Here is a 21,990-nt window from a genome sequence, read left to right on the forward strand (position 1 = left end):
GCTTTCCCGCGTGCCGGACGAATCGGTGCCACGAGAATCAGAGAAGAGACCCAGTGTCAGAGTCGACAATTGGAATCATCGTCAACGGCGCCACCGGCCGGATGGGCTACCGCCAGCACCTCGTGCGCTCGCTGCTCGCGATCCGCGACCAGGGCGGGGTCGTCACGAGTGACGGCTCGCGCCAGCAGATCGAGATCATGATCATCGGGCGCAACGAGGTCACGCTCAAGGAGCTCGCCGACAAGCACGGCATCGAGCACTACACGACCGACCTCGACGCCGCCTTGGCCGACCCGCGCTGGCAGATCTACTTCGACGCGCTCGTGACGCAGGCCCGCGTGAAGGGCATCAAGAAGGCGATCGCCGCCGGCAAGCACGTCTACACCGAGAAGCCCACCGCCGAGTCGAGCGAGGAGGCCTTCGAACTCGCCCGCCTCGCGACCGAGGCCGGCATCAAGAACGGCGTCGTGCACGACAAGCTCTACCTGCCCGGCCTGCAGAAGCTCAAGCGCCTCATCGACTCGGGCTTCTTCGGCCAGATCCTCAGCGTGCGCGGCGAGTTCGGCTACTGGGTCTTCGAGGGCGACTGGCAAGACGCGCAGCGCCCCAGCTGGAACTACCGCAGCGAAGACGGCGGCGGCATCATCGTCGACATGTTCCCGCACTGGAACTACGTGTTCGAGAACCTCTTCGGCCGCGTAGAAAGCGTCTACGCGCGCGCCGCGACGCACATCCCGACGCGGGTCGGAGAGGACGGACAGCCCTACAAGGCGACCGCGGACGACGCGGCCTACGGTGTCTTCGACCTGGCGGGTGGCATCGTCGCCCAGGTCAACTCGAGCTGGGTGGTGCGCGTGGACCGCAAGGAACTCGTCGAGTTCCAGGTCGACGGCACCCTCGGCAGCGCCGTGGTCGGCCTGTTCGGGGCGAAGATCCAGCCGCGCAACGCGACGCCGCGCCCCACCTGGAACCCCGACCTCGCCGAGACCCACGACTACACGGCCGACTGGCTGGAGATCCCGACCAACGACGTGTTCGAGAATGGCTTCAAGACGCAGTGGGAACAGTTCCTGCTGCACGTGATCGAGGATGCGCCCCACCCCTACGACTTCCTGGCCGGCGCGCGCGGAGTTCTGCTCGCCGAGGCCGGTCTGGAGTCGAACGCGACGGGTCGCCGCATCGATCTTCCCAACAGCTAAGGCGAACACCGTGACCGACCTCCTCCTCATCGACGCGGCGGGTGTCTCCAGCACCGTCGACCTCAAGCCGGCACCGGCCTACGTGAAGCCGACCGCTCCCCTGCGCAGCCGCATCGCCTACGCCGCCGCGCACGTCGTGCCGCGCCCGACCGCCGACAACACTCCCGGCCAGCCGGCCGACATCGACTGGGATGCGACCCTCGCCTTCCGCCGTCACGTCTGGTCGTGGGGGCTCGGTGTCGCCGACGCCATGGACACCGCGCAGCGCAACATGGGCCTCGACGCCGCGGCCACCCGCGAGCTGATCACCCGCAGTGCGCAGGCCGCCCGCGAGGAGGGCGGCGCGTTGGTGGTCGGCGTCAACACCGACCACGTCGACGACGAGGTCATCTCGCTCGACGACGTCATCGACGCCTACAAGGAGCAGCTGCATTTCACCGAGGATGCCGGCGCGGGCGTCGTGCTCATGGCCAGCCGTCACCTGGCGCGCGCGGCCCAGAGCGCCGACGACTACCTGCGGGTGTACCGCGAGGTGCTCGGCGCAGCGTCCACCCCCGTGGTGCTGCACTGGCTCGGCGCCGCCTTCGACCCGAGCCTCGCGAGCTACTTCGGCTCGACCGACTCGAAGACCGCGAGCGCGACCGTGCTCGAGATCATCACCGAGAACGCCGCGCACGTCAGCGGGATCAAGATGAGCCTGCTCGACCCGTTCGCCGAGATCGCCGTGCGCGCACAGCTGCCCGGGACGGCGACCATGTTCACGGGCGACGACTTCAACTACGTGGGGCTGATCGCCGGTACCGGCGGCAAGCACTCGGATGCCCTCTTAGGCGCCTTCGCGGCCCTCGCCCCCAGCGCGTCCGCCGCAATCCAGGCCCTGGACGCCGGCGACAGCGGCGAGTACGAGAGCATTCTCGGCCCGACCGAAGACCTCTCGCGCCAGATCTTCGCCGCCCCCACCTTCTACTACAAGACCGGCGTCGCCTTTATGTCGTGGCTCAACGGCCACCAGGACGCGTTCAGCATGGTCGGCGGGCTGCACTCGGCACGCTCACTGCCGCACCTGAGCGAGATCGTGCGGCTCGCGAACCGCTCGGGAGCGTTCGAGCAGCCCGAGCTCACCGCCGAGCGCTGGCACGCGCTGCTCAGGCTGAACGGAATCGGCCGATGAGCGCCCATCCTCGCCTGAGCCTCAATCAGGCCACGATCAAGTACGCCGATCTCGCCGAGGCGCTCGATGCCACGGTCAAGGCCGGGTACGAGAGCATCGGGTTGTGGCGCGAACCCGTGCAGGCGGCGGGCCTCAGCCGCAGCATCCGTCTCGTCGAAGACAGCGGGCTGCGCGTCTCGAGCCTCTGCCGCGGCGGCTTCTTCACGATGGAGGAGTCAGCGGCCAGGCGCGAGAGCATCGACGACAACCGGCGCGCGATCGCCGAGGCGCACGCGCTCGGCGCCCCGGCCCTGGTGCTCGTCGCCGGCGGGCTGCCCGAGGGGTCGAGAGATCTGGTCGGCGCGCGTGAACGGGTGCGCGATGCGATCGCAGAACTTGCGGATGACGCGACTGCAGCCCGCGTCACGCTGACGATAGAACCGCTGCACCCGATGTACGTGAGCGACCGGGCCGTCATCTCGACGCTCGGTCAGGCTCTCGACATCGCCGAACAATTTCCGCTGGGCGTGGTCGGTGCTGTGGTGGACACCTTCCACGTCTGGTGGGACCCTCAACTGCTGGCGCAGATCGAGCGGGCCGCCGGCCGCATCGCGAGCTACCAGGTCTGCGACTGGGCGACGCCGCTCCCCGCCGACGTACTGCTGGGCCGGCACTACCCGGGCGACGGCGTGATCGACTTCGAGTCGATCACCGCCGCGGTCGAGGCCGCCGGGTACGCAGGCGACGTCGAGGTGGAGATCTTCAACCAGCAGATCTGGGATTCGCCCTACGACGAGGTCGCCGCGCGAACGCGGGACAGTTTCGCCGCGGTTGTGGGCCCGCACCTGTCGTAACGACCGGGCGCGAGCGTAACATTTCGTAATAATCCCATTCGCTCGACAGACCGGAGACGCTCGTGGATATGACGACCGAGAAGATGATGACGATGATGCCCATGGAAATGTCCATGGACATGAAGCTCATGCAGCAGTGCATCGAGGCGTGTGCCGCGGCCGAACAGGCCGCCACCATGTGCGCCGATGCTGCGATGGGCGAGGGCATGGCCAAGATGATGAGCATGTGCGCCAACACCGCCGACATGACGCACACCATGATGCGCATGATGATGCGCCCGACCGGCTACGACATGGCCAGCATGATGGGGATGCTCGAGGCCACCATGATGATGTGCCGCGCCTGCGCCACCGAGTGCATGATGCACGCCGACATGAGCGACCACTGCGCCATGTGCGCCGAGGTGTGCACGAACGCGGTCACCGCGATGGAGGAACTCAAGGCCTCGATGCCGGTAGCGGGCTAGCTCGTCAGCCGGTTGAGTAGGTCGCTCTGGCGACCGTATCGAAACCTGACCGCACAACTCGCGCAGAAGCTATGGTTTCCTCATGGGGAACCTTAGATTCGTGACCTGGATTGGCGCTCATCCTGTCGTCTCGAATATAGGTCTATCCGTTGTCTGGTTGGTGTTCGTCGGCCTGCAGATCGCATCGATCGTCTCGGACGACGACGGACAGATCGGCGTAAACATCGCGACCGTGATATTCGGATCGATTGCCGCGTCTAGCTTCGCACTAGCGGCGGTAATCCACGCCGTCAAAAAGCGGCGGAAAGCCCGAGCCTGATGTGAACACCGTTCTTCGAAATCGATGGTTCAGTTCGCGTTGATATTCAGCACGAACTGAACCACGGTTTTCGAGAAGCCGCGATTCACCGTCACGTCACGGGCGCGGTGCGCACGCTGAACAGCGCCCGCCCCACGGCCAACACCGAGTACTGGCCGTGCAGCGACACCGGCTCGCCGACGCTCACGCCGGTCGCCTCGTGGTGCCAGACGCGCGACTCGGCCTGCGAGTCGACGTCGACCAGGTCGATCCAGCCGTCGTCGCCGACCGCGGTGACGACCACGTCGCGCCAGTGGCTCGCCGTCGTGACGGCCGCCATGCGCTGGATCGCGTTCAGCTCGTAGCCGGCCTCGAATCCCGAACGCAGTGAGTAGGTCATGCACCGACGATAGGTCGACGGTTTTCGGATGTCACGGCCGCCCGTCACACTATGAAACAGTGCGGCCTACTCGGCCAGCGTGACGTGCAGCACCAGCGCCTGCTCGGGCGCGAGGAGCGGCATCGGGATACCGACGGCAGCCAGCATCCGGCCGCTCATCGTCACCTCGCCCGCGTCCCACCAGGGCGGCGGCGCGTCCTGCACGACCCGCGGCCACGCCCCGAGGCGCACCGGCGTGACGCGGTAGTCCCGTGAAGGGTCGAGCCCCGGCAGCGTCGTCGGTCCGACGACCGCATCGCGCGTGGCCGTCATTGCGACGACCGCGAAGAGAGCGGATGACGCGTCGGCGGCGACCACCCCGTGCACCCAGCGCGTCGCATCCCCGGCGTCGCTGCGCACGACGTCGCCCGAGTGCAGCAGCCCGCGGTGCAGCTTGTACGCGGCGACCCACTCGGCCACGGCCGCGCGGTCGTCCGGCCCGAGCGTCGTGACATCCCACTCGATGCCCGCGTGCCCGAACAGCGCGGTCGCAAGTCGGAAGCTCAGCTCGTGCGTGCGGCCGGTGGTGTGTGCGGTCGGGGCGCCGAGGTGCGCGCCGAGAAACTCGGGAGGAACAAGCCCGGCGGTCCAGCGGTAGATCGCCTGCCGCTCGAGCGAGTCGTTGGTGTCGCTCGGCCAGACGCGGTCGGTGCGTTCGATCACACCCAGGTCGACGCGGCCGCCGCCCGACGAGCACGACTCGATCTCGAGCCCCGGGAACTCGGCGCGAAGCGCGTCCATCAGCGCGTACGTCGCGGTGGTGTGCCGGTGCGCCGAGCCGCCGAGCAGATCGCGGTTCTGGTCCCACTTGAGGTAGCTGATCGGGTACTCGCGCAGCAGGGCGGCGAGTTGCGCGTGGACGTGTGCGAAGGCGTCGGGGTTGGCGAGGTCGAGCACCTGCTGCCAGCGCCACGGCAGCGGAAGTGCTCCGTTGTCGAAGGCGCCGAGAACCCACTCCGGGTGCTCGCGCGCGACGGCCGAGTCGAGGCTCACCATCTCGGGCTCGACCCAGAGGCCGAAGTCCATGCCCAGCGAGAGCACGTGGTCGACGAGCGGGTGCAGGCCGTCGGGCCACTTCACCGGGTCGACGATCCAGTCGCCGAGCGCGCGGCGGTCGTCGGTTCGTCCGACCATCCAGCCGTCGTCGAGGACGAAACGCTCCACGCCGACCGACGCCGCGGCATCCGCGAGCTCGATCAGTCTCTGGGCACTCTGGTCGAAGTAGACGGCCTCCCAGGTGTTGAGCATCACCTTGCGGGTCGACAGCGGCCGTCGAGACCGGATGAACCGGTGGAAGCTCTGCGCGAGCCCGTCGAGTCCGGCATCCGAAAAGGCCGCGACGAGCCACGGTGACTCGAAGGATTCGTTCGGAGCGAGGCGCACCTCGCCCGGCTCGAACAGTTCGCCGCCGCCGAGCACCGTGTGGCCCGTCGACGCGGATTCCGTCCAGAGCCGCTGGTCGCCGCTCCAGGCCAGGTGCGCGCCCCAGACCTCGCCGGAGCGGAAGCCGAAACCGGGGGTGCCGGCCACCATGAGGAAGGCGTTGTCGTGGCCGGGGCGTCCGTGCCGCGCGTCACGGGTCCACGTGCCGTTGGCGATGTCGCGGCGCTGCGGCTGGCGTTCGCGCGGCCAGCGCCCGGTGAAGTCGAGGAGTTCACGCGCGCGGGTGGGGATCGGCAGCGCCGCGTCGAGGGAGGCGAGGGCGTAGACGCTGTCACCCGTGTTGGTCACGGTGAGGCGTTGGCGGAGGACGCCGTCGGGCGTGAGTTCGATGTCGACGCGCACACGCAGGGCCGCGGAGTCGAGGGTGATGCGCAGGCCTGCTTCGACAAGCTCAGCGACCGGGATCGGCTCAGCGACCGACAGGGAGAAAGCGGGCGCAGACGACGAACCACTCTCATGGTGCCCCGCGATGCCGGGCCGCCCGCTCCAGCCGTCGGCCATCACCGGCAGGATCGACTGCCGAAGGGGCGTGTCGATCGAGCTCGGCCCGACCGCGGGCACCTGGGAGTCGGCGAGGGATTCGAGGGCGGCGGGCGACAGCGCACCGAGGTCGGGACCCCAGTGAACGATCACGGGCACGCCCGTGCCGCGGGCGTCCAGCACGAAGCTGGTGCCCGCGGCACGGAGGTGATGGATCATGCTTACTGTTCTACTGCTACTTGTTGACCGGGATCGCCGCGGCCTCGAGGGCCGCGATGGTCTTCGTCTGGCCGGTCGCGAGGGCGTCGCTCAGCGTTCCCTCGCCTCCCAGCACCTTGCCGAAACCGTCAGCCACGTCGGCGTAGGTCTGCGTCATGGTCGGACCCCACGTGAAGTCGGCGTTCGTCTGGTTGGCAGCGTCGGCGAACGTGTCGTAGATCTTCTGGTTGGCGTAGAACTCGACGCCCTCGCTCAGCACGGGGAGGTCGAGGCCGGCCTTCGTCGCCGGGTAGAGGTTGGCTTCCTTGTTCAGGGCCGTGAGGGCCTCGTCGTCGGTGTTCAGCCACAGGGCGAACTGCGCGGCCTCGTAGGGGTGCTCGGAACCGGTGAGCACCGCGGTCGACGATCCGCCCCAGTTTCCGGCCTTCTCTTCACCCGCGGTCCACTGCGGCATGGGGGCAACGGCCCACTTGCCGGCCGTGTCGGGTGCGCCGCTCGAGATCGAGTTGGCGCCCCAGACGGCGGAGATCCAGGTCCAGTCGCTACCGGTGTTGTAGGCGTTGTTCCACTCGTCGGTCCAGGCCGGAACCTTGGAGACCAGGTCGGCCGCGATGAGGTCCTGCCAGTACGAGGCGACCTCTTCGCTCTCGGGCGAGGTCAGCGTGACGTCCCACGCTTCGCCCTCGTTCGAGAACCACGACCCGTCCTTCTGCCAGACGAGACCGGCGAACCAGTTCACGTCGTTCTGCGGGAAGTTCGTGATGTAGCCGCCCTGCTCGCGGATCTTCGTCGCGGCAGCCGCGTACTCGTCCCACGTGGTCGGAACCGGGATGCCGGCAGCCTCGAAGAGGTCCGCACGGTAGTACATCGCCATGGGGCCGGTGTCCTGCGGGATCGCGTAGACCGCGTCATCCTCACCGAACGACACCTGGTTCCAGGTCCAGTCGATGAACTGGTCCTCCGAGTCGGCGACGATGTCGCAGCTCGCGAGGTTGGTGAGGCCGTCCTGAACGCGGAAGTTCGGAAGCGCGTCGTACTCGATCTGGCCGAGGTCGGGCGCGTTGCCGGCGCTGAGCTGGTTGAAGAAGTTCTTGTACGTTCCGCCGTTGCCGTTCGGACCGGTCTGAACCGTCACCTGGATGTCGGGGTTCTTCTCGTTCCAGAGGGCCACGACGTTCTCGATGCCGGGGATCCACGACGTGTACGAGAGTTCGACCTTGCCGTCGGCGGGGGTGCAGTCGACGGCGCCGTCGGTGCTGCCCGAGTCGCTGCCGGCCGCGCAGCCGGTGAGGCTGATCGCGGCGACGATGCCGAGCGCTGCGATGCGCCTGCTGTTTTTGAGTTGCATGTCTCTTTCCTTTTTCTGCTCTGAAATGGGATGGTGCGGGAGGGTGGTGGAGGCGCTACTTCACGCTTCCGGCCCCCAGCCCGCCGCGCCAGAAGCGCTGCAGGCTGAGGAAGGCGATGATGAGCGGGATGATCGACAGGAAGGCGCCGATGATCACGAACGTGCGGATCTCGGGGATCTGGTTCACCTGCGAGTTCCAGGTGTAGAGGCCGAGGGTGACGGGGAAGAGGGTCTGGTCGCGCAGCATGATGAGCGGCAGGAAGAAGTTGTTCCAGATGGCCACGAACTGGAACAGGAAGATCGTGACGAGCGCGGGGGTCATCAGCCGGCGCGACACCGAGAAGAAGGTGCGGATCTCGCTGGCACCGTCGAGGCGGGCGGCCTCGAGCAGTTCGTCGGGCACGCTGGCCGAGGCGAAGATGCGGGCGAGGTAGACGCCGAACGGGCTGACCAGGCTGGGCAGGAACACCGACCAGAACGTGTTGGTGGCGTTGAACTGGCTGAAGATGAGGAACAACGGCAGCGCGAGCGCGGTCGCCGGCACGAGCACGCCTCCGAGCACGACGTTGAAGACGAGCTCGCGCCCCGGGAAGTGGTACTTCGCGAGGGCGTACCCGCACATCGCGGCGAACAGCGTTCCGAGCAGCGCGCCCGTTCCCGCGTAGAGGATGCTGTTGAGCATCCACTTCAGGTAAACACCGTCGTTGTAGGCGACGAGGTCGGCGATGTTCGTGAACAGGTTGAAGTCCGCGAACCAGAGGGCCGCGGTGGAGCTGAACTGCGCGCGGCTCTTGGTCGACGAGATGAACAGCCACCAGATCGGCACCAGGAAGTAGAGCGTCGAGACGCCCATGATGATCATGGCGGCCGTGCGCGAGGCGAGCTTCTCTTTGGGGGCTCCCGCGCGGGCCTTCGTGGTTACGTCGTTGCTCATTTGTCGGCCTTACGCTGGGTGAACTTGAGGAAACCGAACGACAGCGCGAAGGTCGCGAGGGCGAGCACGACGCTCATCGCGGCGGCGAGGCTCACGTTCGGCACGGCCGAGGTGGCGTAGACCGCGAGGTTCGGGGTGAAGGTGCTCGACACCGACGAGGTGAAGCTGCGGAACACCTGCGGTTCGGCGAGCAGCTGCAGTGTTCCGATGATCGAGAAGATCGCGGTGAGAGTGATGGCCGGCGCGACCAGCGGGATCTTGATGCTCCAAGCGATCTGCCACTGGTTCGCGCCGTCGAGACGGGCGGCCTCGAAGATCTCCGACGGCAGGGCGAGCAGCGCCGAGTAGATGATGAGCATGTTGTAGCCCACGTAGACCCAGGTCACCACGTTCGCGATCGACCACAGCACGGTCGACGGCGACAGCAGGTCGACCTCCGAGGTGAACGCGGCGAACGGCGACAGGTTGGGCGAGTAGAGGTAGCCCCACATGATGGCCGCGATCACGCCGGGCACCGCGTACGGCACGAAGAACGCGAGGCGGAAGAACTTCTTCCCCTTCACCAGGGGCGAGTCGAGCAGCAGCGCGAGCACGAGCGCGATGCCGAGCATCACCGGAACCTGCACCGCCCCGAAGAGCAGGACGCGGCCGACGGATGCCCAGAATTCTTCGTTCTGGAAGACCAGGAAATACTGCGTCAGGCCCCCGAAGACCTCGACGGGCTTGCCGAAGGTGCCGTCACGTTCGACGACGAGCAGCGACTGGTAGATGGCCCAGCCGATCGGCAGCAGGTAGAACGCGGCGAACAGCGCGGCGAACGGCGCGATGAAGAACGCGATGGCGCTCTTGTGTTTGATCGGGGTGCGGCGCGGTTTGGCGCCGGCCGCGACTACGGACTCGGTGGTCACGGGTTGTCCCTGCTTTCTCTTACGACGCGCACTTCGCCCGCTGCGACGGCGAGGGTGCCTTCGACGGCGGTGTCTGTGATGAGGTCGGTTCCGGTTGCCGAGAGTTCGAACGGGGCATCCGTGTGGTTGATGACGAAGAGGAAGTCGCCCGTGTCGCCGGAACGACGGATGATTTCGACCCCGTCGGGCGACGCGACGGGGGTCGCGACGCCGGCCTTGAGGGCGGCGGTGGCGAGCACCCCGCGCAGGCCCTCGGGGTCGAGGTTGGTGGCGAGGTACCAGGCGGTGCCGTCCCCGAATTCGTTGCGGGTCACGGCGGGGACGCCCACCAGCGGCCCCGACTCGAAGGTGGTGACGGCGGAGGCGCCGCGCAGGTGCACCCACTCGGCCCAGGTGGTGGCGGTCGAGCCGTTGCTGAGGGCGAGCTCGACGCCGGGTTCGACCGGGAAGAACTCCTCGGTCGAGACGCCCAGAAGGTCACGGAACGCGCCCGGGTAACCGCCGGCACGCACGCGGTCGTTGCCGTCGACGATTCCGCTGAAGAAGGTGACGACGGCGTGGCCGCCGGAAGCGACGAAATCGGCGAGGGACGCGGCATCCGCATCGCTGACGGCGTAGAGGCTGGGCACGACCACGAACCGGTGGCCCTCGAGGCTCGCGCCCGGAGCGACGATGTCGACGGTGAAACCCTCGGCGAGCAGCGCGTTGTAGACGCGGTGCACCTGGTCGAGGTAGCTGATGTCGCCGGTGGGGTGCGAGTCGAGGTCGGTGGCCCACCAGGCCTGCCAGTCGAAGACGAGCGCGACGTCGGTGACGACGCGGGTGCCGGTGACCTCGGCGAGCTTGGCGAGGGTCTCGCCGAGTTCGACGACCTCGCGCCAGACCTTGGAGTCTTCGCCGGCGTGGGGCAGCATCGCCGAGTGGAACTTCTCGCTGCCCTGCAGCGACGCACGCCACTGGAAGAAGCTGATGCCGTCGGCGCCCCGCGCAACGTGGCTGAGCGAGTTGCGGATCATCTCGCGCGGCGTCTTGGCGATGTTGCGGGGCTGCCAGTTGACGGCGCTCGTGGCCGACTCCATGAGCATCCAGGGGTCGCCGCCGGCGAGGCCGCGGGTCGTGTCGGCCGCGAACGAGAGCTCGTCGCGGGTGTTCGCGAGGCGGTGGTCGAGGTAGTGGTCGTTGGCGACGATGTCCATGTGCGGCGCCCACGCCCAGTAGTCCTGGTTGCGGATGTGCGCCGTGACCATGAAGTTGGTGGTGACCGGGGCGGCGCTGTGTTCGCGCAGCACGGCCTCCTCGGCGCGGTACTGGCCGAGCAGTTCGTCGCTCGAGAAGCGCATGAAGTCGAGAGCCTGGCCGGGGTTGCCGGTGGAGACCGTGAGCCGGGGGGTCTGGATGTGCTCCCACGCGCCGTACTTCTGGCTCCAGAACGCGGTGCCCCAGGCGTCGTTGAGGGCGTCGAGGGTGACGTAGCGCTCGCGCAGCCAGCCGCGGAAGGCCTCGGCCGACACGGCGCAGTAGCAGTGCGCGTTGTGGCAGCCGATCTCGTTCGAGACGTGCCAGAGCTTCACGGCGGGGTGGGCGCCGTGGCGGCGGGCCACCTGCTCGACGAGGCGCAGCGAGTGCTCGCGGTAGGCGGGCGAGCTGGGGCAGAACGCCTGGCGGCCGCCGAAGTAGCGCTGGGTTCCGTCGGCCATCGTCGGCAGCGAGTCGGGGTGGTCGTAGGCGAGCCAGGCCGGCGGGCTCGACGTCCCGGTGCCGAGGTTGATGCCGATGCCGTGCTCGTGCAGCACCTCGATCACCGCGTCGAGCGAAGAGAAGTCGTACTGGCCGGGCAGAGGCTCGAGCTGCGCCCACCCGAAGATGTTGATGGCCACGAGATTGACGCCGGCCTGCTGCATCAGGCGCGCGTCTTCGACCCACACCTCCGGAGCCCACTGCTCGGGGTTGTAGTCGGCGCCATAGGTGAACTGCGCCCGCGCCTGATCGACGAGTTCGGCTACGGGTGTCTTGCTCACGGCGAGGAGGCTCCATTGTCAGTGCGGGGAGCGCCCGTTCGGCGCTCGGCGTTCTCGACTTCGTGAAGTATCTGTGAACGCTCCCAGAGAAGCGCCGACAACTCTTCGTTGAGAGTCTGTGAACGCTCCCAGAATAAACAGACCCGACGGAAAGTGTCAACCCGGGGGCGCAGTAGTGTGTGAGGGTGATCGCTCGCCGCCTCCCCACCACGAGAGCGACGATCAACGACGTCGCCCGGGTGGCGGGGGTCTCGCGTGGGACGGTCTCCCGCGTGCTCAACTCCGAGGCGTACGTCTCCGAGTCCGCCAAGAAGGCCGTCGAGGCCGCCATCGAGCAGGTCGGGTACGTGCGCAATACGGCCGCGCGCAACCTGGTGACGAGGCAGTCGCACGCGATCGGACTCATCGTGCACGAGCCGCACTCGCTGTTTCTCGAGGACCCGAACATCGGCAGCATCCTGCTCGGCACCAACTCGGTGCTCTCCGACGCCGACTACCAGCTCGTCTCGCTCGTCATCGACTCCGACCGCGACAGCACGCGCGTGGCCCAGTACCTGACCGGCGGATTCGTCGACGGCGTGATCATCGTCTCGGCCCGCGCCCACGATCCGATCGCCAAGATCGTGTCGCAGATCGGCATCCCGGCGGCGTTCGTCGGTCACCCCGTCGACATCGAGGGCATCCCCTATGTCGGCATCGACAACTTCTCGGCCGCGAAGGCCATCACGACCCGTCTGATGCAGACGGGCCGCTCGACGATCGGCATGATCGCGGCCGGCCTCGACCGCGACTCGGGGCAGGACCGCGTGGCCGGCTTCGCCGCAGCGCTCGGCGACGCCTACGACCCGGGATTGGTCGTGCAGCAGCCGTTCTACGCCCACGCCAGCGGGCTCGAGGGAACGCGGGAGCTGCTGCGTCGGGCGCCCGACGTGAACGGCATCTTCGCGGCGTCCGACGCAATCGCGGCGGGGGTGCTCGACGCCCTGCGCGAGGCCGGACGCTCGGTGCCCGGCGACGTCGGAGTGGTCGGCTTCGACGACAGCGTGTGGGCGATCCGTGCGCAGCCGCAGCTGTCGACCGTGCACCAGCCGGCCGGCCAGCTCGGACGCCGGGCCGCCGAGTCGGTGCTCGCCCAGATCCGCGGCGAGGCCGTGGACAACGCCGGCACGTTCCTCGAGACCCACATCGTCTGGCGCGATTCGGCGTAGTCGCGCGGATCGCGCCCTGCCGGAATCGGCGACCAGTATTGTCAGACAATCTGCTAGGTTGTTAGACAATCTGAGCCGACGATGACCCGGGAGGTGCGAGATGACGACGGATGCGACATCCGCGGTCCTTCCCGATGCCATCTACTCGGGGCTCCGTTCGGCGATCATCAGTCAGAGCATCGCCCCCGGCGACTCGGTGACCGAATCCGCGATCGCGTTGCGGTTCGGCGTCGCCCGGCCCACCGCGAAGACCGCCATCGAGCGGCTCGTCGCCGACGGCCTGCTGCGACGGGAGAAGCACCAGACCGCGCGGGTTCCGCGGCTGAGCCGCGCCGACATCCTCGACCTGTTCGACAGCCGGGCCGTCGTCGAGAGCGCGGCGGTGGCGGCCCTCGCGACCGGCGGCCCCCTCCCGGCCGAGGCGCTCAGCGCCCACCGCGCCCTGCTTGCGACGGCCACGTCCGACACCGCCGACGGCGACTTCGCCACCCACGACATCGACTTCCACCGCGCGCTCGTCGCCGGCCAGCCCAGCCTGCGGCTCGCGCGGATGCACGCGCTGCTGATGGGCGAAATCGAGCTGTGCATCGGGCAGGTCCAAGCCGCCCACCTGCTCACCGCGGCCGAGGTCGGCGCCCAGCACCAGGGCATCCTCGACGCGGTCACCGCGGGCGACGCCGACCGCGCCGCTCGCCTCACACGCGAGCACATCGCCGGAGCGCGCGACCGACTGCTCACCCACTTCGACACCGATCCCCTCTAGAGAGAAGACCACCCATGGTTCAGCACCGAATCCCCAAGTACAAAGACCTCCGTCCGCTCATGAACTTCAAGACGCCGGAGTTCAACGCCAAGAAACGTCGCCTGCAGGGCGCGCTCACGATCGCCGACCTGCGCGACATCGCAAAGCGCCGCACGCCGAAGGCGGCGTTCGACTACACCGAGGGCGCCGCCGAGGCGGAGATCAGCCTCAAGCGCGCCCGTCAGGCGTTCGAGGACATCGAGTTCACTCCGTCGATCCTGCGCGACGTCTCGACGGTCGACATGTCGAGCGAGGTGCTCGGCGGCCGCGTCGCGTTGCCGTTCGGCATAGCTCCCACCGGCTTCACCCGCATGATGCAGACCGAGGGCGAGATCGCGGGGGCGGGCGCCGCGGCCGCGGCCGGCATCCCGTTCTCGCTGTCGACCATGGGCACCACCGCGATCGAAGACGTGAAGGCGGCGAACCCCGACGGGCGCAACTGGTTCCAGCTCTACATGTGGAAGGACCGCGAGCGCTCGATGGCGCTCGTCGACCGCGCGGCGAAGGCCGGGTTCGACACACTGCTCGTGACCGTCGACGTTCCCGTCGCGGGAGCCCGCCTGCGCGACAAGCGCAACGGCTTCTCCATCCCGCCGCAGCTCACCGTCGGCACCGTCGTGAACGCCATCCCCCGGCCCGAGTGGTGGATCAACTTCCTCACCACCGAACCCCTCGCCTTCGCCTCGCTCGACCGTTGGAGCGGAACCGTCGGCGAGCTGCTCGACTCGATGTTCGATCCGACGGTCACCTTCGACGACCTCGCCTGGATCAAGCAGCAGTGGCCGGGCAAGCTCGTCGTGAAGGGCGTGCAGAACGTCGACGACGCCAAGCGCCTCGCCGACATGGGCGTCGACGGCATCACCCTGTCGAACCACGGCGGGCGCCAGCTCGACCGCGCGCCGATCCCCTTCCACCTGCTTCCGGATGTCGTGCGCGAGGTCGGCAAGGACACGGAAGTCCATCTCGACACCGGAATCATGAGCGGCGCCGACATCGTCGCGTCGATAGCGCTCGGCGCCAAGTTCACCCTCATCGGGCGTGCGTACCTGTACGGGTTGATGGCGGGCGGACGCGACGGCGTCGACCGTACCATCGAGATCCTGGCCGATCAGATCGCCCGTACGATGCGGTTGCTCGGGGTGAAGAGCCTCGACGAGCTCGAACCGCGCCACGTGACACAGCTCGAGCGACTGGTGCCACGGCAGCGGTAGCGCTCGTTAACCGGCGTCGTCCATCCACTAAGGTTTTCTCATGAACGAGTTGACCCTCGCGGAACCTCCCACCACGCTCGACGACTTCACGATGGCGCTGCTGACGCGCGCGACGGACGCGGTGATCCCCCGCGGCCGCCCGCTGGTCGCGTTCGGCCTCGTCGAGTTGCCCTCCGGAGAACTCACGCTGAAGCGCACCACCGCCGGCACGCACGACGAGGCCCTGCAGCAGGCCCGCGCCGTGGTGAGGCTCGACGGCTTCGGCGTGCGCGCCGGTGTCGCCTGGGACGGATACTTCACCCTCGAGGGCACGCGCACCGAGGCGGTGTTCGTCGAGGTGTCCGAGCGGGACGCCGACACCAGCTTCGTGTTCGCGCAGCGTTACGGGCGAAAGGGCCTGCTGAAGAAGAGGACTTTCGCCATCGGACGGCCGATGCTCGTCGACAACGGCAACCTGCTCGGCTAGTTTCAGGTTCCGTTCTAGTTGTCGGTGCCGCGCAGCTTCGCGATGCTGTTCATCAGGTGGTACACGACGATCGCGGCGACCGTGCCGAGCACGATGCCCGAGAAGGTGAGCTGCCCGAGGTTGATCGTGAAGTCGGCGATGCCCATGATGAGGGCCACACCGGCGGTGAGCTGGTTCTTCGGCTTGCTGAAGTCGACCCGGTTCTCGACCCAGATGCGCACGCCGATGATTCCGATCAGACCGTAGAGCGCGGTGGTCACGCCGCCGAGCACGCCCGCCGGCACGGTGTTGATGATCGCCCCGAACTTGGGCGACAGCCCGAGCAGGATCGCCACGATGCCGGCGACCCAGTAGGCGGCGGTCGAGAAGACCCGGGTCGCAGCCATAACGCCGATGTTCTCGCCGTAGGTGGTGGTCGGCGAACCTCCGCCGAGACCGGAGAGCACCGTCGCGAGTCCGTCGGCGAACAGGGCCCGGCCGGTGAGGCCGTCGAGGTTGCGGTTGGTCAGCTGCCCCACGCCCTTGATGTGTCCGACGTTCTCGGCGACCAGCGCGAGCACCACAGGCAGGAACATCAGGTAGACGCCCACGTTGTCGCTCGATAACGACGGCGCGGTGAACTCGGGCAGGCCGACCCAGGCCGCGTCGCCGACCGCGCTGAAGTCGACCTCTCCCGCGATCGTCGCCGCGACATAGCCGACGATGACGCCGAGGATGATCGACAGCCGCCCGAGGAATCCGCGGAAGAACACCGCCGCCAGAATGATCGCGAGCAGGGTGATGATCGCCACGACGGGCGACTCGGCGAAGTTGTTCTTCGCGGCCGGCGCAAGGTTGAAGCCGATGAGCGCGACGATCGCACCGCTGACGACCGGCGGAAGGACCACGTCGATCCAGCCGGTGCCGGTGAGGTGCACGACGATGCCGATCACCGCGAGCAGTGCGCCGACGACGATGATGCCGCCGAGGGCTACGGATGGCCCGCCCGACGCGGTGGCCGCGCTGATGGGGGCGAGGAAGGCGAACGACGACCCGAGGTAGCTCGGCAGCCGGTTGGCGGTGATCAGCAGGAAGAGCAGGGTGCCGATGCCGGAGAACAGCAGCGTCGTCGCGGGCGGGAAGCCGGTGATGAGGGGCACGAGGAAGGTGGCGCCGAACATCGCGACGACGTGCTGGCTGCCGAAGCCGATCGTGCGCAGCCAGGTGAGGCGCTCCTCGGGGGCGACGATCTCCGTCGCGCCGACGTTCTTGCCGTCGCCGTGCAGTGTCCAGGGCAGGGCCACGTTTCCTCCGTAGGGGTGCGGCGCCCGAAATGGCGCTTATCGAGGATAACGGCTGGTCACAGTTCCAGCGCGCCCAACAGGTTCGTCGCCACCGTCGCGTGCGCCGACTCCGGGTCGCTCGGGTGGAACAGCCCGGCGAGGGCGTCGCGATACAGGCGCGAGAGCTCGGTGTCGGCGCCGTACGACGAGCCGCCCGATACCCGGATCGCCGTCTCCACCACCGACCGCGCCACGTCGACGGAGCGCGTCTTGGTGCCGACGAGCAGGCGGAACCACGCCGTCCCGTGGTCGGCCAGTTCGTCGACGTCGCGGGCGAGCCCCTCGATCTGGGGCGCGAGCGAGTCGAGCGCGATCGCGGCGTCGGCGAGCTGCCAACGGATGTCCGGGTCCTGCCCGTAGGCGAGTCCGGTTTTCATCGAGCGGCGCGAGGAGACGTTCTCGACCGCCAGCTCGAGGGCGCGGTCGGCGATGCCGGCGTACACGCTCGAGATCAGCAGCAGGAAATCGGCGAACAGTCCGAAGATGTAGGGGTCGGCGACCGGGCCGACGGGCAGGATCCGGGTGATGCGTTCGGGAGCGACGCGCGCGCCGTCGAGCACGGTCGTGAAACTCTGCGTGGCGCGCATGCCCAGGGGGTTCCACTCCCCCGCAGCGTGATGGCCCGGCGTCTCGCGAGTGAGCACACCGTGCACGAGCGTCGGCCCCGAGTCATCCGAATCGTCGCGCCCGAAGACGGCCAGGCGCGTCCACGCCGGGGACAGCGAGGTGAAGATCTTCGTGCCCGTGAACAGGTACGACCCGTCGGGCTGCGGCTCGGCCTTCGTGCGCGAGTCGAACATCACCTGGTCGTTGCCCGCCTCGCTGTTGCCGAACGCGAAGAGCTCGCCCGCGGCGGCCTCGGCCGCGATCCAGTCGAGCGAGCCGTCGCCGCGCTCGTGCAGCACCCGGGCGATGCCGACCACAACGAGGTGCATGTTGATGCCGAGCGCCGTCGCGGGCGCATGCGCCCCGAGCAGTCGCTGGTCGCGGGCGACCTCGAGCAGCGGGCGCGACCCGAGGTAGCCGGCGGCGCGCAGGTCGTCGAGGTCGTCGGAGAAGAAGGCGTTGTCGCGGTCGTAGCCTGCGGCGCGCGAGCGGATGCGGGCGAGCAGGTCTTCGTTGAGGGCGGTCACCCGTCCAAACTACGCCCAGCGGTGCCGCCGGGGCCGGGGTGCTACGCGGCGATCTCCTCGTCGAGCGGCTGGGGCTTGGCTCCGAGCGCGTCGATCAACCCGTGCACCATGCGCACGGTGGGCACGTCGATTCCGTGCCGCTCGGCCGCGGCCAGTACTGCGCCGGTCAGGTAGTTGTGCTCGAGCGGACGCCCCGCCCGGCGGTCGAGGTGCATCGACGTCGCGCTGTTGCGGGGCAGGCCGTCCATGCGCAGCAGGAACGTCTCGGCCGCGCCCGGCGCGAACCGCGCTCCCTCGGCAGCGGCGACGATTACACCCTCGGCGAGGAGCGCGCTCAGCAGCGGGCGCACGCTCGGGTCGGTCGTGACCTCCATCGTGCGGTCGGTGAGCGCGGTCACGGTGTTCAGGGCCGAGTTCATCACGAGCTTGGTCCACGACTCGGTCACGAAGTCCTCGACGAGGCGCACGGCGATGCGGTCGGCGTCGAAGAGCTCGGCGAACGCGGCGGCGGCGCGGTGCGAGGCGGCGTCGGTGCCCGCGGCGAGCGCGAGCGCACCGGGGTCGCGACAGACCACGAGGTCGCGCGTCACCTTTTCGGCGGCGATATAGACGATGCCGGGGATGACACGGTCTGCGCCCACCCACTCGCTGACGCGCTCGGCGTGGCCGATGCCGTTCTGCAGCACGACGACGGTGGTGTGCGGACCGACGAGGGCGTCAAGCCAGGGGCCGACGGCAGCGGTGTCCTGCGCCTTGACGGTGACGACGACCCAGTCCACCGGGCCGAGGGCGGCGGGCGTGGTGGCGACGGCCGCATCCACCCGCCTGACGTCTCCCGCGACCTCGATGGTCATCGGTGCCGCGGTCCCGCGGCGGCAGAGAACGACCTCGGCGCGCTCGGCGAGAGCGTCGGCGACGACCGTGCCGATGGCGCCGACTCCGACGATGGCGACGGTGGGTCGGCGTGCGGCACCCGCGGTCGGAACGGCGCGGAGAAAGTCGGTCATAGCTCAAGGATGTGGACGTTGAGCATGGTGCGCAACACGGCCTCACAGATTGCGCATCCTGCGCGATTCCAGCGTTGAGTCAGCCCGTTACACTGCACTATGCCCAATCTCGATGCCACCGATGCGCGAATCATTCTCGCTCTCGATGCCGAGCCCGAGGCGACCACCCTGTCGCTCTCGCGCGCGCTCGGCATCGCCCGCAACACCGTGCACGCGCGCCTGCGCAAACTGGCCGACCGGCACCAGCTCGGATCGCCCAGCCAACGCGTGAGCCCCGCGTCGCTCGGCTACCCGCTCATCGCCTTCCTGCGCCTCTCGATCACGCAGAGCAACTCCGACGACACTGTGCGCCAGCTCACGGCGATACCCGAGATCCTCGAGGCGCTGGCCATCACGGGCGAGGGCGACCTGCAGGTGCGCATCGCCGCGCGCGACCCCGCGCACCTCTACCGCCTGACCACGGGCATCCTCGAGATCGAGGGGGTCACGCGGTCGAGCACGACGCTCGCGATGGCCGAGATCATCCCGAACCGCATGGGTCCGCTGCTCGAGCGTCACGCCCGCGCGAAGTAGCGGCCGCGGTTCTACCGCTTCGACTCGGCAACGAGGGTGAGGGCGAGCAACGCCACGAGCACCATCACCATGGCCACGACGGCCCCGGCGACGCCGAGCGCGGGGGCCGCGAACGCCGCCGCGACGACGAGCGCGGCGGTCACCCCGATCGCGGCCGGGTTGATCACGACCCGGTCGACGATCGGCGCGTGCACGGCCCACAGCATCACGAGGAACACCGCGGTCGGGATCGCGATGGCGAGCGCTACAACCGTGTCGGCGGTCTCGGTATGGTGGCCAGCCGACTCGACCGCGACCTCCAGCCCGGCGCCCACCGCCGCGAGCGCCGCGAAGATCAGGTAGTGGCCGTAGCCCCAGACGAACGAGAGGTCGCGGCGTCGCGCGAGCCCGTCGCCGGCGGGCTCGGAGAAGTAGAGCCACCAGAGCACGAACAGCAGCGCGAGTCCTGCGAGTGCGATCACGATGAGGTCGGCGCTCAGGCCGCCGCCCTCCAGCGCGTCCTGCACCCCGACGGTCGCGGCGAGCACGCTCTCGCCCAGCACGATGATCGTGAACAGCCCGTAGCGCTCGGCGATGTGGTGCGGATGCCACGCGGTGTGGCCCGTGCGCTCGGCCCACAGCGGAACCGAGAGGTCGGCCGCGGCGATGATCACGAAGATCCACCAGGGTCCGCCGTCGGGGAGCGCCAGCCGCGCGAGCCACAGCGCCTGCACGACGGTGATGGCCGCGGCGTAGCGGAACGCGGTGGCACGGCCCTCCGGATGCTGGACTCCCGCCCTCAGCCACAGTGCCACCAGTCCGACGCGCATCACGAGGTAGCCGACCGTGACCGCGGTGAATCCGCCGTCGACGCCCGAGAACGCGGAGGGCACTCCGGCCGCCAGGATGAGCACCCCGGCCATCTGCACGAGCACGAGCGCGCGATAGGGAACGTCGTCGGTGTCGTACGCCGACGCGAACCAGGTGAAGTTCATCCAGGCCCACCAGATGGCAAAGAACACCATGAGGTAGGGGCCGAGTGTCTCGAGGGCGTGTCCGTCGGCGATGCTGTGGGCGAGCTGCGCCGCCACCTGGGCGATCGCGGCGACGAAGACGAGGTCGAAGAGCAGCTCGAGCGGACTCGACGAGCGGTGCGCCTCGGCCGTGTCGCGGGCGGACATGCGGGTCAGGAGACGAGGCATGCCACCACTGTAGGGGCTGGAGGAATGCCGGCCCGGTGGCGCGGCGGCGGCTCGGCCGCGGCGGCTCGGCCGCGGCGGCGGCTCGGCCGCGGCGGCTCCGGCCCGTTACTCCTTGACCAGCTCGGCGATCGCCGTGACGCCCGCCGCCACCTCGGCGAAACTCGTTGACAACGGCGACAGGCCGAGCCGGATGCCGTTCGGACGACGGAAGTCGGGGATAACGCCGCGCTGCCAGAGTCGGGGCATGATCGCCTCGAACCCGTCGTGGTCGATCGTCACGTGGCTGCCGCGGCGCCGCTGGTCGCGCGGGCTGGCCAGAACCGCCGAGGGAAGCAGCTCGTCGACGATCGCCACCGCGTACTCGGTGAGCGCCACGGACTTCGCCCGGACCGCGTCGATGCCGACCTCCTCGATGAGGGCGATCATGTCGCGCATCGCGAGCATTCCGACGATCGGCGGCGTGCCGCTCGTGAACGCGCGGATCCCCTCGGCGGGCTCGTAACCCTGCCCCATTTCGAAGGGGGTCGCACTGCCCAGCCAGCCCTGGATCGGCTGGCGCATCCGCTGGTTCCGCGTCGCGACGTAGGCGAACGCGGGCGATCCCGGCCCGCCGTTCAGGTACTTGTAGGTGCAGCCGACCGCGAGGTCGACACCCCATCCGTCGAGTTCGGTGGGCACGACGCCGGCGGAGTGGCAGAGGTCCCAGAGGATGAGCGCGCCCGCCTCGTGCGCCAGCGCCGTGAGCGCGGGCACGTCGGCGAGGAAACCGGACCGGTACGACACCGCGCTCAGCACGACGACCGCGGTTGCCGGCGACAGAACCGCGGCGAGCGCCTCGGGCGTCGGTTCGCCCGAGGCGATCCAGCGCAGCGTGAGGCCGCGCTCGGCCGCGATGCCCTCGAGCACGTAGCGGTCGGTCGGGAAGTTGTCACGGTCGATCACGAGCTCGGTTCGCCCCGGACGGGCGTCGACCGCCGCGCGCACGAGCTTGTAAAGCAGCACCGTGGTCGAGTCGCCGATCGTGGTCTGTCCGGCCGCGGCCCCGAGAGCGACCCGGCCGAGGTCGTCGCCGATCTGCTGGCCGAGTTCGAGCCAGCCGTCGTCCCATCCCCGGATCAGTCGGCCGCCCCACTGCTCGGTCATAAACGTCGCGACGCGGTCGACGGATGCCGTAAGCGGGCGCCCGAGGGAGTTGCCGTCGAGGTAGGCGGTCACCGAGGCGTCGCTGACGAAGAGGTCGCGGTGGCGAGCGAGCGGGTCGGCGTCGTCGAGGGGGCCGGGGGCCAGGTCGGTCGTCATGGCTCGACGCTACTATCAAGCGTCCCCGCCT

The 21,990-nt window shown here is 68.8% G+C and carries 20 protein-coding genes; 9 read left to right on the forward strand and 11 right to left on the reverse strand.

Annotated features, from left to right (window positions below; genetic code table 11):
* Positions 1 to 101 precede the first annotated feature (101 nt).
* The 4 genes from IEV96_RS11520 to IEV96_RS11535 all read left to right on the forward strand — a co-directional run bounded on the left by IEV96_RS11520 (position 102) and on the right by IEV96_RS11535 (position 3,670).
* Positions 102 to 1,199 (forward strand): Gfo/Idh/MocA family protein, encoded by a 1,098-nt coding sequence (locus tag IEV96_RS11520; RefSeq protein WP_188511236.1) that lies wholly within the window; start codon positions 102 to 104, stop codon positions 1,197 to 1,199.
* 10 nt (positions 1,200 to 1,209) lie between these two features.
* Entirely contained in the window at positions 1,210 to 2,370 is a 1,161-nt protein-coding gene (locus tag IEV96_RS11525; protein ID WP_229733264.1) for a dihydrodipicolinate synthase family protein, read from the forward strand.
* Complete coding sequence (locus IEV96_RS11530) at positions 2,367 to 3,203, forward strand: sugar phosphate isomerase/epimerase family protein (RefSeq protein ID WP_188510733.1); 837 nt, start codon at positions 2,367 to 2,369, stop codon at positions 3,201 to 3,203. The genes IEV96_RS11525 and IEV96_RS11530 overlap by 4 nt, the downstream gene beginning before the upstream one ends.
* Positions 3,204 to 3,271: 68 nt before the next feature.
* Positions 3,272 to 3,670, forward strand: a complete 399-nt coding sequence (locus IEV96_RS11535) for a four-helix bundle copper-binding protein (protein WP_188510734.1) — start codon at positions 3,272 to 3,274, stop codon at positions 3,668 to 3,670.
* 410 nt (positions 3,671 to 4,080) lie between these two features.
* Here IEV96_RS11535 and IEV96_RS11545 read toward each other — a convergent pair whose 3' ends face one another.
* The 6 genes from IEV96_RS11545 to IEV96_RS11570 all read right to left on the reverse strand — a co-directional run bounded on the left by IEV96_RS11545 (position 4,081) and on the right by IEV96_RS11570 (position 11,757).
* A complete protein-coding gene (locus IEV96_RS11545) occupies positions 4,081 to 4,368 on the reverse strand; it encodes a hypothetical protein (RefSeq protein ID WP_188510736.1) in 288 nt (95 codons plus the stop codon).
* A 66-nt stretch (positions 4,369 to 4,434) separates the two neighbouring features.
* Positions 4,435 to 6,549: an alpha-galactosidase gene (locus IEV96_RS11550; RefSeq protein ID WP_188510737.1), complete on the reverse strand. Its 2,115-nt coding sequence runs from the start codon at positions 6,547 to 6,549 to the stop codon at positions 4,435 to 4,437.
* A gap of 16 nt (positions 6,550 to 6,565) precedes the next feature.
* Positions 6,566 to 7,897: an ABC transporter substrate-binding protein gene (locus tag IEV96_RS11555; protein ID WP_188510738.1), complete on the reverse strand. Its 1,332-nt coding sequence runs from the start codon at positions 7,895 to 7,897 to the stop codon at positions 6,566 to 6,568.
* Positions 7,898 to 7,952: 55 nt separating this feature from the next.
* Complete coding sequence (locus IEV96_RS11560; RefSeq protein ID WP_229733266.1) at positions 7,953 to 8,831, reverse strand: carbohydrate ABC transporter permease; 879 nt, start codon at positions 8,829 to 8,831, stop codon at positions 7,953 to 7,955.
* Positions 8,828 to 9,739 (reverse strand): carbohydrate ABC transporter permease, encoded by a 912-nt coding sequence (locus tag IEV96_RS11565; protein WP_229733268.1) that lies wholly within the window; start codon positions 9,737 to 9,739, stop codon positions 8,828 to 8,830. Before IEV96_RS11565 ends, IEV96_RS11560 begins: the two co-directional genes overlap by 4 nt.
* Positions 9,736 to 11,757, reverse strand: a complete 2,022-nt coding sequence (locus IEV96_RS11570) for a beta-galactosidase (protein WP_188510739.1) — start codon at positions 11,755 to 11,757, stop codon at positions 9,736 to 9,738. Before IEV96_RS11570 ends, IEV96_RS11565 begins: the two co-directional genes overlap by 4 nt.
* A gap of 185 nt (positions 11,758 to 11,942) precedes the next feature.
* On the opposite strand from IEV96_RS11570, the gene IEV96_RS11575 reads away from it, so the two are divergent.
* From IEV96_RS11575 to IEV96_RS11590, 4 genes are all read left to right on the forward strand, one after another.
* Positions 11,943 to 12,965: a LacI family DNA-binding transcriptional regulator gene (locus IEV96_RS11575; RefSeq protein WP_188510740.1), complete on the forward strand. Its 1,023-nt coding sequence runs from the start codon at positions 11,943 to 11,945 to the stop codon at positions 12,963 to 12,965.
* 100 nt (positions 12,966 to 13,065) lie between these two features.
* A complete protein-coding gene (locus IEV96_RS11580) occupies positions 13,066 to 13,728 on the forward strand; it encodes a GntR family transcriptional regulator (RefSeq protein WP_188510741.1) in 663 nt (220 codons plus the stop codon).
* 14 nt (positions 13,729 to 13,742) lie between these two features.
* A complete protein-coding gene (locus tag IEV96_RS11585) occupies positions 13,743 to 14,978 on the forward strand; it encodes an alpha-hydroxy acid oxidase (RefSeq protein WP_188510742.1) in 1,236 nt (411 codons plus the stop codon).
* A 40-nt stretch (positions 14,979 to 15,018) separates the two neighbouring features.
* Positions 15,019 to 15,444, forward strand: coding sequence for a hypothetical protein (locus IEV96_RS11590; protein ID WP_188510743.1), 426 nt, complete (start codon positions 15,019 to 15,021; stop codon positions 15,442 to 15,444).
* A 14-nt stretch (positions 15,445 to 15,458) separates the two neighbouring features.
* Here IEV96_RS11590 and IEV96_RS11595 read toward each other — a convergent pair whose 3' ends face one another.
* From IEV96_RS11595 to IEV96_RS11605, 3 genes are read right to left on the reverse strand one after another with little or no spacing between them, the layout of a single operon-like run.
* The gene (locus IEV96_RS11595) at positions 15,459 to 16,727 is read right to left on the reverse strand and encodes a uracil-xanthine permease family protein (protein WP_188510744.1); all 1,269 of its coding nucleotides are present in this window, start codon (positions 16,725 to 16,727) and stop codon (positions 15,459 to 15,461) included.
* Between the two features lie 56 nt (positions 16,728 to 16,783).
* Positions 16,784 to 17,899 (reverse strand): acyl-CoA dehydrogenase family protein, encoded by a 1,116-nt coding sequence (locus IEV96_RS11600; protein ID WP_188510745.1) that lies wholly within the window; start codon positions 17,897 to 17,899, stop codon positions 16,784 to 16,786.
* A 41-nt stretch (positions 17,900 to 17,940) separates the two neighbouring features.
* Positions 17,941 to 18,906, reverse strand: a complete 966-nt coding sequence (locus IEV96_RS11605; RefSeq protein WP_188510746.1) for a ketopantoate reductase family protein — start codon at positions 18,904 to 18,906, stop codon at positions 17,941 to 17,943.
* A gap of 99 nt (positions 18,907 to 19,005) precedes the next feature.
* Between IEV96_RS11605 and IEV96_RS11610 the strand changes: the two genes are divergently transcribed.
* Positions 19,006 to 19,479, forward strand: coding sequence for an Lrp/AsnC family transcriptional regulator (locus IEV96_RS11610; RefSeq protein ID WP_188510747.1), 474 nt, complete (start codon positions 19,006 to 19,008; stop codon positions 19,477 to 19,479).
* Positions 19,480 to 19,490: 11 nt separating this feature from the next.
* Here IEV96_RS11610 and IEV96_RS11615 read toward each other — a convergent pair whose 3' ends face one another.
* Together IEV96_RS11615 and IEV96_RS11620 are read right to left on the reverse strand one after the other, a co-directional pair.
* The gene (locus IEV96_RS11615; RefSeq protein WP_229733270.1) at positions 19,491 to 20,660 is read right to left on the reverse strand and encodes a low temperature requirement protein A; all 1,170 of its coding nucleotides are present in this window, start codon (positions 20,658 to 20,660) and stop codon (positions 19,491 to 19,493) included.
* Positions 20,661 to 20,765: 105 nt separating this feature from the next.
* On the reverse strand, positions 20,766 to 21,959 hold the full coding sequence (locus IEV96_RS11620; protein WP_188510748.1) for a kynureninase: 1,194 nt from the start codon (positions 21,957 to 21,959) through the stop codon (positions 20,766 to 20,768).
* Between the last annotated feature and the right edge of the window lie 31 nt (positions 21,960 to 21,990).

This window comes from Conyzicola nivalis, assembly GCF_014639655.1.
In the GTDB taxonomy this organism is placed as follows: Bacteria; Actinomycetota; Actinomycetes; order Actinomycetales; family Microbacteriaceae; genus Conyzicola; species Conyzicola nivalis.